The sequence below is a fragment of the Belnapia sp. genome (assembly GCF_059504005.1).
In genome coordinates this window covers 115878-130283 of record NZ_JCACHU010000016.1, presented here as the reverse complement: position 1 = coordinate 130283, position 14406 = coordinate 115878, and the positions used below count along the sequence as shown (strand labels likewise).

Sequence of the window (14406 nt, the reverse complement as noted above, 5' to 3'; positions counted from 1 at the left end):
AGAGGGCGGGGCTCACCCCGCCTTCTTCAGCAGCCCCGTGCTCGGCAGGTCCTCGTTGAAGCAGCGCTGGTAGTACTCAGCCACCGTGCTGCGCTCCGCCTCGTCGCACTTGTTGAGGAAGGTGAGGCGGAAGGCGAAGCCGACATCGCCGAAGATGCGGGTGTTCTCGGCCCAGGTGATGACCGTCCGCGGCGACATCACGGTCGAGATGTCGCCGGCGATGAAGCCCGCGCGGGTCAGGTCGGCCAGCGCCACCATCGCCTCGACGCGCTTCTTCATCTTCGCGTCGGACGGGTCGATGCCGAGCTTCGCCATCACGATCTGCGTCTCCTGCGCATGCGGCAGGTAGTTCAGCGTGGCGACGATGTTCCAGCGGTCCATCTGGCCCTGGTTGATCTGCTGCGTGCCGTGGTAGAGGCCCGTCGTGTCGCCGAGGCCCACCGTGTTCGCCGTGGCGAAGAGGCGGAAATAGGGGTTCGGCCGGATCACCCGGTTCTGGTCGAGCAAGGTCAGCTTGCCCTCGACCTCGAGCACCCGCTGGATGACGAACATCACGTCCGGCCGGCCCGCGTCGTACTCGTCGAAGACCAGCGCGCAGGGGTGCTGGAGCGCCCAGGGCAGGATGCCCTCGCGGAACTCCGTCACCTGCTTGCCGTCCTTCAGGACGATCGCGTCCTTCCCGATCAGGTCGATGCGGCTGATGTGGCTGTCGAGGTTGACGCGGATGCAGGGCCAGTTCAGCCGCGCCGCCACCTGCTCGATATGGGTGGACTTGCCGGTGCCGTGGTAGCCCTGGATCATCACGCGGCGATTGCTGGCGAAGCCGGCGACGATGGCGAGCGTCGTCTCGCGGTCGAAGCGGTAGGTGTCGTCCACCTCCGGCACGTGCTCGGTGCGCTGCGAGAAGGCGGGCACTTGCATGTCGAGGTCAAGGCCGAAGGCCTCGCGCGCGTTCACGCTGGTGTCCGGGGCTTCGATCGCCGAGGTGGGACGGATTTCGGCGAGGTTGGCGACCTTGGTCATCGGCATCCGCTCAGGTTCTTGAGGAAAGTCTAGGGCAGGGACGTCCGGGAGGCTACCCGGCTCGGGGCGATTTCGGCACGGCGGACGGCCCGCTGGTCCGCCACGCCCGTGGGTGAACCCACAGGCCTCGCGGGCCGGACACTAGCGCGCCTCGGCCGGCGCCGCCTCGAAGCGGCCGGCCCCGGCGCGCTGGCGCAGCAGGCTGTAGGCGCGGTTGACATCCTTCAGGCGGTCCTCTGCGCCGCGGTCGCCGCCATTGGCATCCGGGTGCAGCTGCTTGGCGAGCTCATGGTAGCGGGCGCGCAGCCTCGGCTGGTCGAGCGGCCACTCCAACCCGAGAACGTCGAGCGCGGCCCGCAGTTCGGGCGGCGCCTGCGGCCGTTCGGGCTGTTTCGTCCGCTTGGCATGCAGCGGCGTCGCGTAGAGCAGGCCGAGCGGGTCGCGGAGGAATTCCGGGCTGAGCCGCCGGTGGCTGCCGCCGAGCCGCCCGAGCGGCCAGGTCGGCCGCTGCCAGGCGGTGTCATGGCGGAGATTGGCCTCGATCTCGTTCGGCCCCATGCCTTTGTAATAGTCCCAGGAGGCATTGTACTCGCGCACATGCGGCAGGCAGAACCAGCGGTACTCGTTGAGGCTGGTGCGGGATTTCGGCGCCCGGAACTCGCCCGCGGCCTCGCAGCCCGGCATGTCGCAGGGGCGGGGCGGGCTCAGGGGCTCGGGCTTGGCGCCGCGTCGGGGGGGCATCGGTGATTTATGGGCGCCCACCCCTGCCTCTGCAAGCCGAGCCGGCCCCGCTTGCCCCTTCGCCCGAAAGGCGGGAGAACCCACCCATGCAGACCCGCGCCAGCCGCATCGAAACCGCCATCCAGGCCGCCTTCCCCGGCGCCTCGGTCACGGTCGAGGATGACAGCCACCGCCATGCCGGCCATGCCGGCGCCCGCCCCGGCGGCGAGACCCATTACAGCCTGCAGGTGGTGAGCGACCGCTTCTCGGGCCTCGGCCGCCTCGCCCGGTCGCGCGCCGTCCATGCCGCGCTGGAGGCCGAGTTCTCGGGCGGCCTGCACGCCCTCTCGCTGCGCCTGCTGACGCCGGAGGAGGCCGGATCAAAGGGGTAGCCGCCGGCCGCGGCTGGGTCTATGCCTCCGCGCTCCCGTCTTTGTCAGGATTAGCCAGAATGACCCCAGCCGAACTCGCCGCGGTGCAGGCGCATCTCCGCCGGCTGCTGGGCAACGACCGCATCAAGCTCACCACTCCGCAGCGCAAGAACGCCTCGGTGGAGCTCTTCGTCGGCTCGGAATTCGTCGGCACCGTCCACCGCGACATGGAGGATGGCGAGGTCTCCTACGCCATCCAGATCGTCGTCCTCGCCGAGGACCTCTCCCAGATCAACTGAACCCCGCCCCGCCTCGCGCATTGAGGGGGCCATGAGCGACAGCGCACCCCCGCCCGCCTCCCCGCGGCTCGACGCCGTGCAATGCCCGCATTGCGAGGAGGTGACGATGCCGAACCTCCTCGCCGACGGCAGCACGGTCTGCTCCTGCACGGCCGAGCGCGCCCTCCCCCTCGGCGAGGGCGGCCCGATGCTCGGCGCGCCGATGGACACCGGCCATGCCGCCGAGCCCGGCCCCCTGCCCGAGGACCGCGGCCAGTTCGGCACCGATGTGGCGACCGAGGACTACAAGCAGATGTAGTCAGAGCGCGGCGGCGGCCTTCAGCACCTCCGCCGCATGCGCCTCCGGCTTCACCTTCCGCCACACGCGGGCGACCTTGCCGTCGGCGCCGACGAGGAAGCTGCTCCGCTCCATCCCCATGTAGGTCTTGCCGTACATGGACTTCTCGACCCAGGTCCCGTAGGCCTCGGCCACCTTGTGGTCCTCGTCCGAGGCCAGCGGAAATTCGAGGCCGAACTTTTTCGCAAATTTCTCGATGGGCGAGAGCTTGTCCGGGCTCACCCCGATCACCGTCAGCCCGATCCTGCCGAGCTGCGGCAGCGCCTCCTGGATGCCGCAGGCCTGCTTGGTGCAGCCCGGCGTATCCGCCTTCGGGTAGAAGTAGAGCAGGAAGGGCTCGCCCTTCAGCCCCTCTAGGCTGACCGTCCGACCCCCGCTCGCCGGCATGCTGAAATCCGGGGCCGCCTGCCCCTCCACCGGTCCCGCCTCGCTCATCCCGCATTCTCCAGCTTGCCGACCCGCCGCTCGAAGATCGAGCGGACCGTTCCGGCCATGTCCTGCATCTGAGCGCGGAGCGCGGCAAGGTCAACCGGCCGTGGATCGAGCAGCGGCCCCACCGCCCGCAGCAGCGCCGCTTCCGCCGGCGCCGGCAGCGCTACCTCGCGCGACTTGCCGATGGTCAGCCGCACCAGCCCGAGCACGGTCCGCCACAGCCGGTCCGCCGCGATCAGCAACTCGGCCTCCGCCGCCGGCAGCACCCCATGCTGGCCGAGCCGGGCGAGCGCCGTCCGCGTCGTCGTCGCCAGCACCCGCGGCTCGACCGGCGCATGGGCGAGCTGCAGGGCCTGGGCGATGAATTCCACCTCGATCAAGCCCCCCGGCATCGCCTTCACGTCCCATGGCCCCTCCGCTGGCAGCTCGCGCAGCAGCCGCGCCCGCATCGCCGTCGCATCCGCCAGCGCCACTTCCGCCGCACCCGGCTTCATCATCGCCGCCCGCAGCACCTCGTGGATGCGCCGCTTGAGCGCCGGCGGCCCCGCCACCGGCCGCGCCCGGGTCAGCGCCATCCGCTCCCAGGTCCAGGCATTCTCCCGGTGATAATGCTCGAGCCCCACCAGCCGGATCGCCACCGGCCCCTTGTTGCCGGAGGGCCGCAGCCGCATGTCGACCTCCCAGAGCCGCCCCTCGGCCCCCGGCGCGGTGATGGCGCCGACCACCTGCGGCGCGAGGCGGATGAAGTACTCCGAGGGCGCCAGCGCCTTGCGCCCGCCGATGCTCTCGCTCGCCTCCGCGTCATGGTCGTAGAGCAGCACCAGGTCGAGGTCGGAGCCCGGCAGCATCTCCCGCCCTCCGAGCTTGCCGAAGGCGACGACCGCCAGCGCCCCGCCCGGCACCCGCCCGTAGCGCTCGGCGAAATCGGCCGAGACCCGCGGCAGCAGCGCCGAGATGGCCGAATCCGCCAGGTCCGCCCGCAGCTCCCCCGCCGCATCGGCCGAGAGCTGCCCTTCGAGCTCCGCCGCATCGATCTCGAATTTCCGCTCCGTCGCCAGCCGCCGCGCCGCCTCCAGCGCCTCCTCGAGGTGCCGCGCATCCTTGACCAGCGCCGGCAGGCTGGCCGCCGGATCCGCTCCGGCCGGCGAGAGGCTGCCCGCCAGCAGCCCATCCAGCGCCGCCGCGTTGTGGGCCAGATGATCCGCCAGCTGTGGCGCCGCGCCGAGCAAACCCGCCACCCGATCCAGCAGCGCCGGATTGCGCCGGAACAGGCTCAGCACCTGCACCCCCGCCGGCAGCCGCGCCAGGACCCGGTCGAACCGTGCCAGCGCCTGGTCGGGATGCGACTGCCTGGCGAAGGCCGTGAGCAGCGCCGGCATCAGCTCGGTCAGCAGCTCCCGCGCCCGCTCGCTCCGCGTCGCCCGCGGCCGGCCATGGTGCCAGGCCCGGATCATGGCCGAGACCGAGGCCGGGTCGCCGAACCCCATCCGCTTCAGCGTGGCCGCCGTCCGCGGGTCGTCCTCCACCCCGGTGAAGACCAGGTCGCCCTGCTGCGCCTCCCCGCCGGGGAGCGAGACGGACGGGGTGGTCTCGAAGAAATTGCCGTAGTGCCGCTCGACCCGCTCCAGATGACCCATGAAGGCCGCCGAGAACTCGGCCAGCGACGGATAGCCCATGAAGGAGGCGATGCGGGCGAGGCCCGCCTCGTCCTCCGGCAACCTGTGAGTCTGCCGGTCCGCCACCATCTGCAACCTGTGCTCGAGATTGCGCAGGAAGACATAGGCATCGGCGAGGTCGGCGGCCGCCCGCCGGTCGATCCGCCCGGCCCCGGCCAGCGCCGCCAGCGCCCCGAGCGTCGTCGGGTCGCGCAGCCCCGGGTCGCGCCCGCCCCAGATCAGCTGCAGCACCTGCGCGGTGAACTCGATCTCGCGGATGCCGCCCCGCCCGAGCTTCACGTCATGGCCGGCGAGGGCAATGGTCGCCCCCGCCCCCTTCGACGCCTTGTGGGCATGGATCTGCCGCTTGATCGAGTGGATGTCGGCGACGGCGGCGAAGTCGAGGTGCCGCCGCCAGACGAAAGGCCTGATCTCGCGCAGGAACTGCTCACCGAGCGCCCGGTCCCCGGCGACCGGCCGGGCCTTGATCATGGCCGCCCGCTCCCAGTTCTGGCCCATGCTCTCGTAATAAGTAATGGCCGCCTCGAGCGAGACGGCGAGCGGCGTCGCCGCTGGGTCGGGCCGGAGCCGCAGGTCGGTGCGGAAGACGTAGCCCTCCGCCGTCCGGTCCTCGAGCAGCCGCACCAGGTCGCGCGCCAGCCGGACGTAGGAGGCGCTGGCCCGATCGCTGTGATAGGCTGCCGCCTCCGGGTCATAGAGCACCATGAGGTCGACATCAGAGGAGTAGTTCAGCTCCCGCCCGCCGAGCTTCCCCATGCCGAGCAGGATGAGGCCGCTGCCCGAGGCCGGGTTCTTGCCCGCGATGCGCAGCTCCCCCCGCCCGGCCGCGGCCAGCAGCAGGTGGGTGCAGGCGAAGTCGATCACCTGCTCGGCGACGGTGGAGAGCGCCCCGGTCACCTGGTCGAGCGTCCAGAGGCCCCCGATGTCGGCCGCCGCCGCGATCAGCGCCGCCTGCCGCTTCACCTGGCGCAGCAGCACGCCGACCGCCTCCCGCGCCGCCGCAGGGTCGGCCCGGCCCAGCGGGTCGAGGGCAAGGGCGAAGGCCTCGTCCGCCCCGCGCTCGACCAGCCGCAGCAGGGCAGGGGCCTCCCGGACCGCGAGGTCGGAGAGATAGGGGCTGTGCCCGCCGAGCGCGGCCAGCAGCGCCGCCCCCTCGGCGCCGGCGGCGAAGGCCCGGCAGGCGGCGTCCCGCTCGCCGAAGCGTTCCGCCAGCCGCGCGGCGGCCTCGGGGTCGAAGGGACGGGGGAGGCGATCCATCTGCAGCATCACCCCCGAGGGAAGGCGTGAGCGCCCCCGCAGGTCAAGCGCCGCGTCGCATCGGCTGGCGCTGGCTCGGCCCCGCCTGCAACCTCGTGCTCGCCGCCGTCCTGCTGCTGGCCCTTGCCCTCGGCGTGCTCGCCTGGCGCCTCGGCGAGCGGCCGCTCGAGATTCCCTTCCTCGCCCGCCAGATCGAGGACAGCGTCAATGACCGCAGCGATGGCCTCCGCCTCGAGATCGGCCGCGCCGCCATCGCCTGGGAGGGCTTCCGCAACGGCTTCTCCGCCCCGCTCGACTTCCGCCTCGCCGATGTCCGCCTGCACGGCCACGCCGGCGCCCCCGTCGTCGAGCTGCCGGATGCCGCCGCCACCCTGTCCCTTCGCGCCCTGCTCCACGGCGTCCTCGCCCCCGCCAGCATCACCCTGCTGAACCCGCGGCTGGAGGCCACCCTCGCCCCCGACGGCAGCATCGCCATCGGCCCGCCCGGCGAGGCGGGGGCGGCCGGCGGCGACCCGCTCGCCCCGCTGCGCGGCCTGATGCGCCCGGCCTCCGACCGCAGCGCCATGGCCTCGGTCCGGCGGCTGCGCATCCATGGCGGCAGCCTCTCCCTGCGCGACCCCGCCAGCGGCCGCCGCTGGACCCTGGCCAACCCGCAGCTCGACCTCCGCCGCGGTGTCGCCGGCGGCCTGGCCGGGGAGGGGGCCGCCCGCCTCGAATCCGGCGGCGCCTCCGTCCAGGTCCGCCTCGAGGCCCGCGCCGAGGGCGAGCCGATGCGGCTCAGCGCCGGCATCAGCCTGCCCGCCCTCCACCCCGCCGCGCTGGCCGGCCTCTGGCCGCCGCTGGCCCCGCTCGGCCTGGTCGATGCCCTGGTCAGCCTCACCGCCCATGCCGAATTCGACGCCGAGGGCAGGCCGCAGCGCCTGCGCGCGGCCCTCGGCGCCGGCGCCGGCGCCTTCGACTTTGGCCCCGGCCCGGACGGCACGCCCCGCCGCCTGCCCTTCGCCGGCCTCGCCGTGGCGGCCGGCGGCACCGGCCGTGCCCTCCGCCTCGAGACCGCCCGCCTGACGCTGCCGGGCCCCGCCCCCGGCCGCTCCGGCCCCTCGCTCTCCGCCCGCGGCGAGCTGCTGAACCGCGACGGCGCCTGGAACGCGGCGCTCGACCTCGCCGCCGAGCCGATCCAGGCGGCCGACCTGCCACGCTACTGGCCCGCCGGCCTCTCGCCCGAGGCCCGCGCCGCGACCCTCGCCGCCCTCCCCGCCGGCCTGCTGCACGAGGCCCGCCTGCAGGCCCGCTTCCGCCTCCCCGAGGCGATGGACGACCTGATGCTGGAGGATGCCCAGCTGGCGCTGGCCATCAGCAATGCCGTCGTCGATCTCGGCCGCGGCCGCCGCATCAGCGCGGAGGCCGCCGAGGTCGCCCTTTCCGGCTCCCCCGACCATCTCCGCCTCGACCGCGCCAGGCTGCGCCTGCCCCGCCTGCCGCGCGGCGGCCCGGCGCCGGTCTTGCAGGCGAGCGGCGCCGCCACCCGCGCCGCCGGCCTCTGGCGCGGCGCCCTCGACCTCGCCCTCGACCGCCTCGCCTTCGCCGACCTTCCCGGCTACTGGCCGCGCGGCCTCGGCAGCCCGAAGGGCGGCGAGCGCGACTGGATCACCCAGAACATCACCGCCGGCGAGGTCCGCAACGGCCACTGGCATGTCGAGGCCGAGGCCCCGGCCGGCGCGCCGGACGACCTCCGCATCACCGCCCTCTCCGGCACGGCGGAGGCGAGCGACGCCACCGTCCACTGGCTCCGCCCGATCCCGCCCGCGACGGGCGTGGCCGGCACCGCCGAATTCTCGCTCAGCGAGATCACGCTGCGCGCCCGCGCCGGCCGCCAGGGCATCGCCGAGGGCAGCCGCGCCGGCCTCGACCTCCGCGGCGGCACCGTCCGCTTCCTCAACCTCGACACCGAGCCGGGCAATGCCGAGATCGGCCTCCAGGTCGCGGGCAGCCTTGCCGATGCGCTGGTGCTGCTGAAGCACCCTCGCCTCAAGCTCTTCGAGCGCCAGCCCCTCAAGCTCCAGGTCGCCGGCGGCACCGCCGAGGCCCGGGTGGACATCGCCTTTCCCCTGCTCGACGACCTCCCCGTCGACATGCTGAAGATCAAGGCCACTGCCCGCATCACCGATGCGCGCCTGCCCGGCCTGATCCTCGACCAGGACCTCGACCGCGCCACGATCGAGATCGCCGTCGACACCGACGGCCTCCGCGCCAGCGGCCAGGGCAGCCTGCTCGGCGCGCCGGTGAAGGTCTCGGCCGAGCTCGACTTCCGCCGCGGCCCGCCGACCGGGGTGACGGAACGCGCGACGCTGACGGGCCGGCTGGACGCCCGGCAGATCGCCACCCTCGGCTTCGACGCCATCCCCATCCTCACCGGCCCCGTCGCCCTCGAGGCCCGCACCGAGCGCCGCCGCAACGGCCAGGGCCAGGCGGTGGTGCATGGCGACCTCGCCGAGGCCCGCCTCGGCATCGAGGCGCTGAACTGGGCCAAGCCCCCCGGCACCCCCGGCACGGCGGATGCCACGCTCCGCCTCCAAGGCGACTCGCTCGCTGCCGTCGACAGCTTCCGCGTCGAGACGAGGGGCCTCTCGCTTCGCGGCGCCGTTCGCTTCGCCGCCCAGTCCCGCCTGCAGCGGGTGGAGATCACCGAGAGCCTCTTCACCGGCTCCCGCCTCACCGGCGAGGTGCTGCCGCCCGAACGGAACGGGGACCCCTGGACCATCGCGCTGCGCGGCCCGGTGCTCGACCTCCGCACCGTGCTCGGCCCGCCCGACCCCGCCGCCCATCCGGCCCAGCCCGCGGACGAGGCGGCCGGCCCGCCCCTCCTGCTCGACCTCCGCTTCGACCGGGTGACGATGGGCGAGGGCCGCAACCTGCTCGGCGTCCAGGCCCGCGCCCGCACCGATTCCCGCGGCGTGGTCCGCGAGGCCCGCGCCAGCGGCCGCACCGCCCCGCGCGGCCTCGGCCCCACCGCGGGCCGCGCCCAGCCCGGCGCCTTCGAGGCCTCGCTCACCCCGCGCGGCGGGCAGCGCCTGCTCAGCCTCACCGCCGAGGATGGCGGCGGGCTGCTCAACGCCCTCGACCTGGTGAACGAGATCCAGGGCGGCCGCCTTGCCGTCACCGGCCTCTATCCGGAGGCGCGCCCCAGCGCCCCGCTCATAGGCACGGCGGAGCTCACCGGCTTCGTCCTGCGCGACGCGCCGGCCGCGGCGAAGCTCCTCCAGGCGATGACGCTCTACGGCGTGGTGGATGCGGCCCGCGGCAATGGCGGGCTGGTCTTCAGCCGCCTCGTCGCCCCCTTCACCCTGACGCCCGAGGCGCTGGTGCTCACCGATGCCCGCGCCTTCTCCGCCTCGCTCGGCGTCACCGCCAAGGGCCGCATCCTCCGCGAGCGCGCGGTGGCCGAGATCGAGGGCACCATCGTCCCGGCCTATGTCTTCAACACGCTGCTCGGCAACATCCCCCTGGTCGGCCGGCTGTTCAGCCCCGAGGCCGGGGGAGGGGTCTTCGCCGCGACCTACCGCATCCAGGGCCCGTTGACCGACCCCGCGGTCACGGTGAATCCGCTGGCGGCGCTGACGCCGGGCTTCCTCCGCGGCCTCTTCGGCCTCTTCGAGTACGGCCGGGAGGAGACCACCCGCAACGGCGGCGCCCCGCCGGAGCCGCCCTGGGACGGCCGCGGCCCGCCGCCGCGGTGATCAGGCGGCGAGCTCGACCCGGTCCCGCCCCCGCTCCTTCGCCGCATAGACCGCGGCATCCGCCCGCCGCATCAGCGCCTCGAGCGAGCGGTCGGCCAGCCCCGCCTCGGCCACGCCGAAGCTGGCGCTCAGCCGGGTCGCCCCGCCATCCCAGGGCATGTCGCGGATGGCGAGCCGCAGCCGCTCCGCCACCGCCGCTGCCTCGGCCAGCGCCACCCCCGGCAGCAGCACGGCGAACTCCTCGCCTCCCATGCGGAAGAGGAGCGGCGCCCCCGGCAGCGCCGCCCGACAGGCGCGGACGACGCCGCGCAGCGCCGCATCCCCCGCCTCATGGCCGGCGCGGTCGTTCAGCGCCTTGAAATGGTCGAGGTCGAGAAGGACCATGGAGAAGGCCTCCCCCCGCTGCCGTGCCCGGAAGAGCGCCGCGCCGCCCGCATGGTCGAAATGCCGCCGGTTGCCGGCGCCGGTCAGCGGGTCGGTCAGCGCCTCGCGCGCCAGGGTCTCGGTCCGCGCCATGCTGCGCGCCAGCGTCCCCCGCGCCTCGGCCAGCCGCGCCCGCGCCTCCCGCCCCTCGCTGGTCAGCGCGATCAGGGTCAGCGCATCCATGGCGAAAAGCACCGTCATCAGCCCGACCGATTGCAGCGGGTTGGCGACGCCATGGCCCTGGAAGGGCCCCTGGCCTATCACCGTGCCGACCGTGGCCGCGATGCAGATCGCCGTCAGCAAGGTATAGGCCGCGCGCAGCGAGATCCGCAGCGTGATCCAGGACAGCGGCACCGTCAGCAGGAAGACCGCATCGGGCCGCACCAGCAGCCCGACCCCCGGCACCGCGAAGAGCGCCGCCACCGCCCCCACCGTCCCGGCGAGGACGAGCTGGTCCACCAGCCCCGGCGGCCGGTCCGTCGGCGCCGCCCGCCGCTCCGCCCCGAGCCAGAGCAGCAGGGCGGGCGCGAAGAAGAAGGTCCCGCCGCTGTCGCAGAGCCACCAGGCGGAGAAGACGGCATAGGCCTTCGCCGCCGACATCGGCCCAACCAGCGAGAGCGCCAGCGTGCCGATGGCCGCGGTCACCGCCGCATGCAGCAGCACGCCCCCGAGGATGAAGCCGAGCACGCCGACGAAGCGGGTGAAGAGCCCGGTCGCCGGCCGCATCGCCCGCGTCAGCAGCATCCCCGCCCAGGGCCCGAGCGTGTTCCCCGCCGAGACGGCGAGCGTCAGCCACGCCCCGGTGCCGAAGACCAGGCCGTTGACCAGGCAGGAGCCGAGAAAGATGCCCGGCAGCAGCCCCGGTCCGCCGACCATGGCGGCGACGCAGGCGAGGCCCGCCGGCAGCCAGATCGGCGCCGGGAACAGCCCATAGGCCCCGAAGAACCGCCCGACCACGGTGCCGAGCCCGGCATAGAGCAAGGCCACGATGAGGTTCCCGACGGCCCACCGCCCCGCCCCGCCCCGCGCCAGCCAGGGCAGGAGCCAGGGATTGGAGGCAGCCTTCTCCTCGGCCGGCACGCCATAGCCGGGAGCCGCAGCAGATTGAGCGAGGGACATCGACGCTGCCGCACCACCACCAGGGATCACACCAATGTGAGGTTACGGCAAACGCCGCTGCCGCTCAAGCGAATGGCTCAGCCGGGCCGCACCAGGACGTGCCGCTTCCGCCCGAGCGAGAGCTTCGCCGTCCCTTCGCGCAGGTCCCCTGGCGTCACCACGAGCAGCGGGTCCTCGACCACGGAATCGTTCAGCCGGATGCCCGCCTGGGCGACGAGCCGCCGCCCCTCGCCCCTGCTCTTCACGAAGTCGGCCGCCAGCAGCAGGTCGAGCAGCCCCGCCGGCAACGCGGCGGTGACGGAGGGCAGCGTCTCCGCCGCCTCGCCCTGCTCGAAGGCGCGGCGGGCGGTCTCCGCCGCCGCCTCCGCCGCCTCCCGCCCATGCAGCAGGGCGCAGGCCTCGGTCGCCAGCATCTTCTTCGCCTCGTTCACCTCGGCGCCCGCCAGCGCCCCGAGCCGCCGCACCTCCGCCATCGGCAGCTCGGTGAAGAGGGCGAGGAAGCGCCCGACATCCGCATCCTCGGTGTTCCGCCAGAACTGCCAATAGTCGTAAGGCGAAACCCGCTCCGCATTCAGCCAGACGGCGCCGGCGGCAGTCTTGCCCATCTTGGCGCCGGAGGAGGTCGTCAGCAGCGGCGTCGTCACCCCGAAGGCTTCCGCGCCATCCATCCGCCGGCAGAGCTCCACCCCCATGACGATGTTGCCCCACTGGTCGGAGCCGCCCATCTGCACGGTAACGCCATGCCGCCGCCGGAGCTCGGCGAAGTCGTAGCTCTGCAGCAGCATGTAGTTGAACTCGAGGAAGCTGAGGTTCTGCTCCCGGTCCAGCCGCAGCCGCACGCTGTCCATGGTCAGCATCCGGTTGACGCTGAAATGCCGACCGACCTCGCGCAGGAAGGGGATGTAGCGCAGCCCGTCGAGCCATTCGGCATTGTCGAGCATCACCGCATCCGCCGGCCCATCGCCGAAGCGGAGGAACCTGTCGAAGACGCGGCGGATGCCCGCCTTGTTCCGCTCGATCGCCGCGTCGTCCAGCAGCGGCCGCGCCTCGTCGCGGAAGGAGGGGTCGCCCACCTTGGTGGTCCCGCCGCCCATCAGCACCACCGGCCGGTGGCCCGAGCGCTGCATCAGCCGCAGCAGCATGATCTGCATCAGGCTGCCGACATGCAGGCTGTCGGCGGTGCAGTCGAAGCCGATATAGCCCGAGACCACCCCCGCCCGCAGCCGCGCCGAGAGCGCGTCCGCATCGGTCACCTGGTGGATGAAGCCGCGCTCGCGCGCCTCGTGGAGGAAGTCGCTGTCTGGGCCGGTCATGAGGCTTTGCGTCATATTCTGGTCTTGTGGAGGGGGCCGCCCCCGTAGCACACGATCCGGATGCTGAGAACGATCGGGCTGATGAGCGGCACCTCCCTCGACGGCGTGGACGCCGCCTGGGTGGAGACGGATGGCGAGGCGATCGGCCGCATCGGCCCCACCGTCACGCTCCCCTACGAGCCCGCACTCCGCCGCGACCTCCGCCGCCTGCTCGACCTCGCCCCGACCCTGCCGCCGGACGACCCCTTCCTCGCCGACTGCATCCGCCGCCTGACCGACCGTCATGCCGATGCCGTCGAGCGCATCCGCGAGCTCGCCTGGGAGAGCTTCCGCGAGGGCGCCGACCTGATCGGCTTCCACGGCCAGACCATCCTGCACCGCCCGCCCGCCAGCCGCCCCGGCCGCAACGCCGCGACCGCGGCCGAGGCGCTGCGCGAGCCCGGCTTCACCTGGCAGGTCGGCGATGCCGCGCTGCTCGCGCGCCTGACCAACCTCCCCGTCGCCCATGACTTCCGCTCCGCCGATGTCGCCGCCGGCGGCCAGGGCGCGCCCCTCGTCCCCGTCTTTCATGCGGCGATGGCCGCCGCTCTCCCCAAGCCGCTCGCCGTGCTGAACCTGGGCGGCGTCGGCAACGTCACCTGGATCGGGGAGGATGGCGCGCTGATCGCCTTCGACACCGGCCCCGCCAACGGCCCGCTTGACGACTGGGCCCGCAAGTCCACGGGCAGCGACTACGACCAGGACGGCCGCTTGGCGCTGGCCGGCGAGCCCGACGCCGCCGTCCTCGGCCGCCTCATGGCGCATCCCTACCTGGAAGCGCCGCCGCCCAAGTCGCTCGACCGGCTCGATTTCAGCCGCGCCCTGCAGGAGGCCGGCGCCGACCGCCTCTCGCCGCAGGACGGCGCCTCGACGCTCGCCACCTTCTGCGCCCTCTGCGTTACCGCGGCCGGCCGCCACTTCCCGGCGCCGCCGCTGCAGTGGCTGGTCGGCGGCGGCGGGCGGCGCAACCCGGCGATCATGCGGGCGCTCTCAGGCGCGCTTGATGTCCCGGTCCGCCCCGTCGAGGTCGCCGGCTGGAACGGCGACGCGCTGGAGGCCCAAGCCTTCGGAGTGCTCGCGGCGCGGGTGCGGCGCGGCCTGCCGATCACTTTCCCCGGCACCACGGGGGTGGCGGGGCCGATGGCGGGAGGGAAGGTGGTGGAGCCTTGAAGGCGGTTCCCGCATGGCTGGGCTCGCGGAAGCGTCTTTCGCCTGGAATCCGATCGCGTGACCTGGGAGTCGCTTTGGGGGATGCCGGGATGGCCGTTGCCGACCCAGAGCAACCCTCATCGTCTAGCCACCCAGGGTCCGCTTCCCTACCTTCCCGACCATGCCCCGCTCCCCCAATGCCGACCTGGCCCCGCTCATCAAACTTCTGCAAGCGGGCGTCCCACCCGCCCGCGCCGCCGCCGAATTCTCTCGCGTCCTGGCGATCTGGACGGCCGAGCTCAAGGACGACGGCGAGCAGCTACAGGAGCGGCTATCCGGCCTGGCCGAGCAGATGACGGCGGGCATCGAGGAGATGCATGAGGGCATCGCCGAGGCGAGCGACAAGGGGAAGCCCACGCTGCGGCGGATACTGGCGACGCATGAGGCGGTGCTTGACGCGGTGCGCAAGGCGCAAGGCACAGGATAGGCATCTCACCGCCCTGCCAGGGGC

Annotated in this window: 12 protein-coding genes; 6 read left to right on the top strand and 6 right to left on the bottom strand. The window is 73.4% G+C overall.

Annotation, left to right across the window (positions count from 1 at the left end):
* Window positions 1-12: 12 nt before the first annotated feature.
* Complete coding sequence (gene cobS / locus AC5JJ1_RS03025; protein ID WP_495783694.1) at window positions 13-1023, bottom strand: cobaltochelatase subunit CobS; 1011 nt, start codon at window positions 1021-1023, stop codon at window positions 13-15.
* A gap of 141 nt (window positions 1024-1164) precedes the next feature.
* Window positions 1165-1764, bottom strand: coding sequence for a J domain-containing protein (locus AC5JJ1_RS03020; RefSeq protein WP_495783638.1), 600 nt, complete (start codon window positions 1762-1764; stop codon window positions 1165-1167).
* A gap of 86 nt (window positions 1765-1850) precedes the next feature.
* Here AC5JJ1_RS03020 and AC5JJ1_RS03015 point away from each other — a divergent pair, with 86 nt between their 5' ends.
* From AC5JJ1_RS03015 to AC5JJ1_RS03005, 3 genes are read left to right on the top strand one after another with little or no spacing between them, the layout of a single operon-like run.
* Complete coding sequence (locus AC5JJ1_RS03015) at window positions 1851-2135, top strand: BolA family protein (protein WP_495783637.1); 285 nt, start codon at window positions 1851-1853, stop codon at window positions 2133-2135.
* Between the two features lie 59 nt (window positions 2136-2194).
* Window positions 2195-2413 carry a DUF3126 family protein gene (locus AC5JJ1_RS03010; RefSeq protein WP_495783636.1) on the top strand — a complete coding sequence of 73 codons (219 nt, stop codon included), beginning with the start codon at window positions 2195-2197 and terminating at the stop codon, window positions 2411-2413.
* A gap of 31 nt (window positions 2414-2444) precedes the next feature.
* Window positions 2445-2711, top strand: a complete 267-nt coding sequence (locus AC5JJ1_RS03005) for a hypothetical protein (protein ID WP_495783635.1) — start codon at window positions 2445-2447, stop codon at window positions 2709-2711.
* On the opposite strand, the gene bcp is transcribed toward AC5JJ1_RS03005, so the two are convergent.
* A complete protein-coding gene (bcp, locus tag AC5JJ1_RS03000) occupies window positions 2712-3185 on the bottom strand; it encodes a thioredoxin-dependent thiol peroxidase (protein ID WP_495783634.1) in 474 nt (157 codons plus the stop codon).
* On the bottom strand, window positions 3182-6115 hold the full coding sequence (locus AC5JJ1_RS02995; RefSeq protein WP_495783633.1) for a bifunctional [glutamine synthetase] adenylyltransferase/[glutamine synthetase]-adenylyl-L-tyrosine phosphorylase: 2934 nt from the start codon (window positions 6113-6115) through the stop codon (window positions 3182-3184). Before AC5JJ1_RS02995 ends, bcp begins: the two co-directional genes overlap by 4 nt.
* A gap of 26 nt (window positions 6116-6141) precedes the next feature.
* Here AC5JJ1_RS02995 and AC5JJ1_RS02990 point away from each other — a divergent pair, with 26 nt between their 5' ends.
* Complete coding sequence (locus AC5JJ1_RS02990) at window positions 6142-9852, top strand: YhdP family protein (RefSeq protein ID WP_495783632.1); 3711 nt, start codon at window positions 6142-6144, stop codon at window positions 9850-9852.
* Here the strand turns inward: AC5JJ1_RS02990 and AC5JJ1_RS02985 are convergent, their stop codons facing one another.
* Window positions 9853-11394 carry a sensor domain-containing diguanylate cyclase gene (locus AC5JJ1_RS02985; RefSeq protein WP_495783631.1) on the bottom strand — a complete coding sequence of 514 codons (1542 nt, stop codon included), beginning with the start codon at window positions 11392-11394 and terminating at the stop codon, window positions 9853-9855.
* A 77-nt stretch (window positions 11395-11471) separates the two neighbouring features.
* Window positions 11472-12722, bottom strand: a complete 1251-nt coding sequence (gene tyrS / locus AC5JJ1_RS02980; RefSeq protein WP_495783630.1) for a tyrosine--tRNA ligase — start codon at window positions 12720-12722, stop codon at window positions 11472-11474.
* Window positions 12723-12770: 48 nt separating this feature from the next.
* Between tyrS and AC5JJ1_RS02975 the strand changes: the two genes are divergently transcribed.
* Both AC5JJ1_RS02975 and AC5JJ1_RS02970 read left to right on the top strand, forming a co-directional pair.
* Complete coding sequence (locus AC5JJ1_RS02975; protein WP_495783693.1) at window positions 12771-13916, top strand: anhydro-N-acetylmuramic acid kinase; 1146 nt, start codon at window positions 12771-12773, stop codon at window positions 13914-13916.
* 160 nt (window positions 13917-14076) lie between these two features.
* Complete coding sequence (locus AC5JJ1_RS02970) at window positions 14077-14382, top strand: hypothetical protein (protein ID WP_495783629.1); 306 nt, start codon at window positions 14077-14079, stop codon at window positions 14380-14382.
* Window positions 14383-14406: the final 24 nt, after the last annotated feature.

Bases quoted from the DNA above. Each gene is read 5' to 3' on its own strand.
- cobS (WP_495783694.1), bottom strand. From the start codon at position 1,023: ATGACCAAGGTCGCCAACCTCGCCGAAATCCGTCCCACCTCGGCGATC.
- AC5JJ1_RS03020 (WP_495783638.1), bottom strand. From the start codon at position 1,764: ATGCCCCCCCGACGCGGCGCCAAGCCCGAGCCCCTGAGCCCGCCCCGC.
- AC5JJ1_RS03015 (WP_495783637.1), top strand. From the start codon at position 1,851: ATGCAGACCCGCGCCAGCCGCATCGAAACCGCCATCCAGGCCGCCTTC.
- AC5JJ1_RS03010 (WP_495783636.1), top strand. From the start codon at position 2,195: ATGACCCCAGCCGAACTCGCCGCGGTGCAGGCGCATCTCCGCCGGCTG.
- AC5JJ1_RS03005 (WP_495783635.1), top strand. From the start codon at position 2,445: ATGAGCGACAGCGCACCCCCGCCCGCCTCCCCGCGGCTCGACGCCGTG.
- bcp (WP_495783634.1), bottom strand. From the start codon at position 3,185: ATGAGCGAGGCGGGACCGGTGGAGGGGCAGGCGGCCCCGGATTTCAGC.
- AC5JJ1_RS02995 (WP_495783633.1), bottom strand. From the start codon at position 6,115: ATGGATCGCCTCCCCCGTCCCTTCGACCCCGAGGCCGCCGCGCGGCTG.
- AC5JJ1_RS02985 (WP_495783631.1), bottom strand. From the start codon at position 11,394: ATGTCCCTCGCTCAATCTGCTGCGGCTCCCGGCTATGGCGTGCCGGCC.
- tyrS (WP_495783630.1), bottom strand. From the start codon at position 12,722: ATGACGCAAAGCCTCATGACCGGCCCAGACAGCGACTTCCTCCACGAG.
- AC5JJ1_RS02970 (WP_495783629.1), top strand. From the start codon at position 14,077: ATGCCCCGCTCCCCCAATGCCGACCTGGCCCCGCTCATCAAACTTCTG.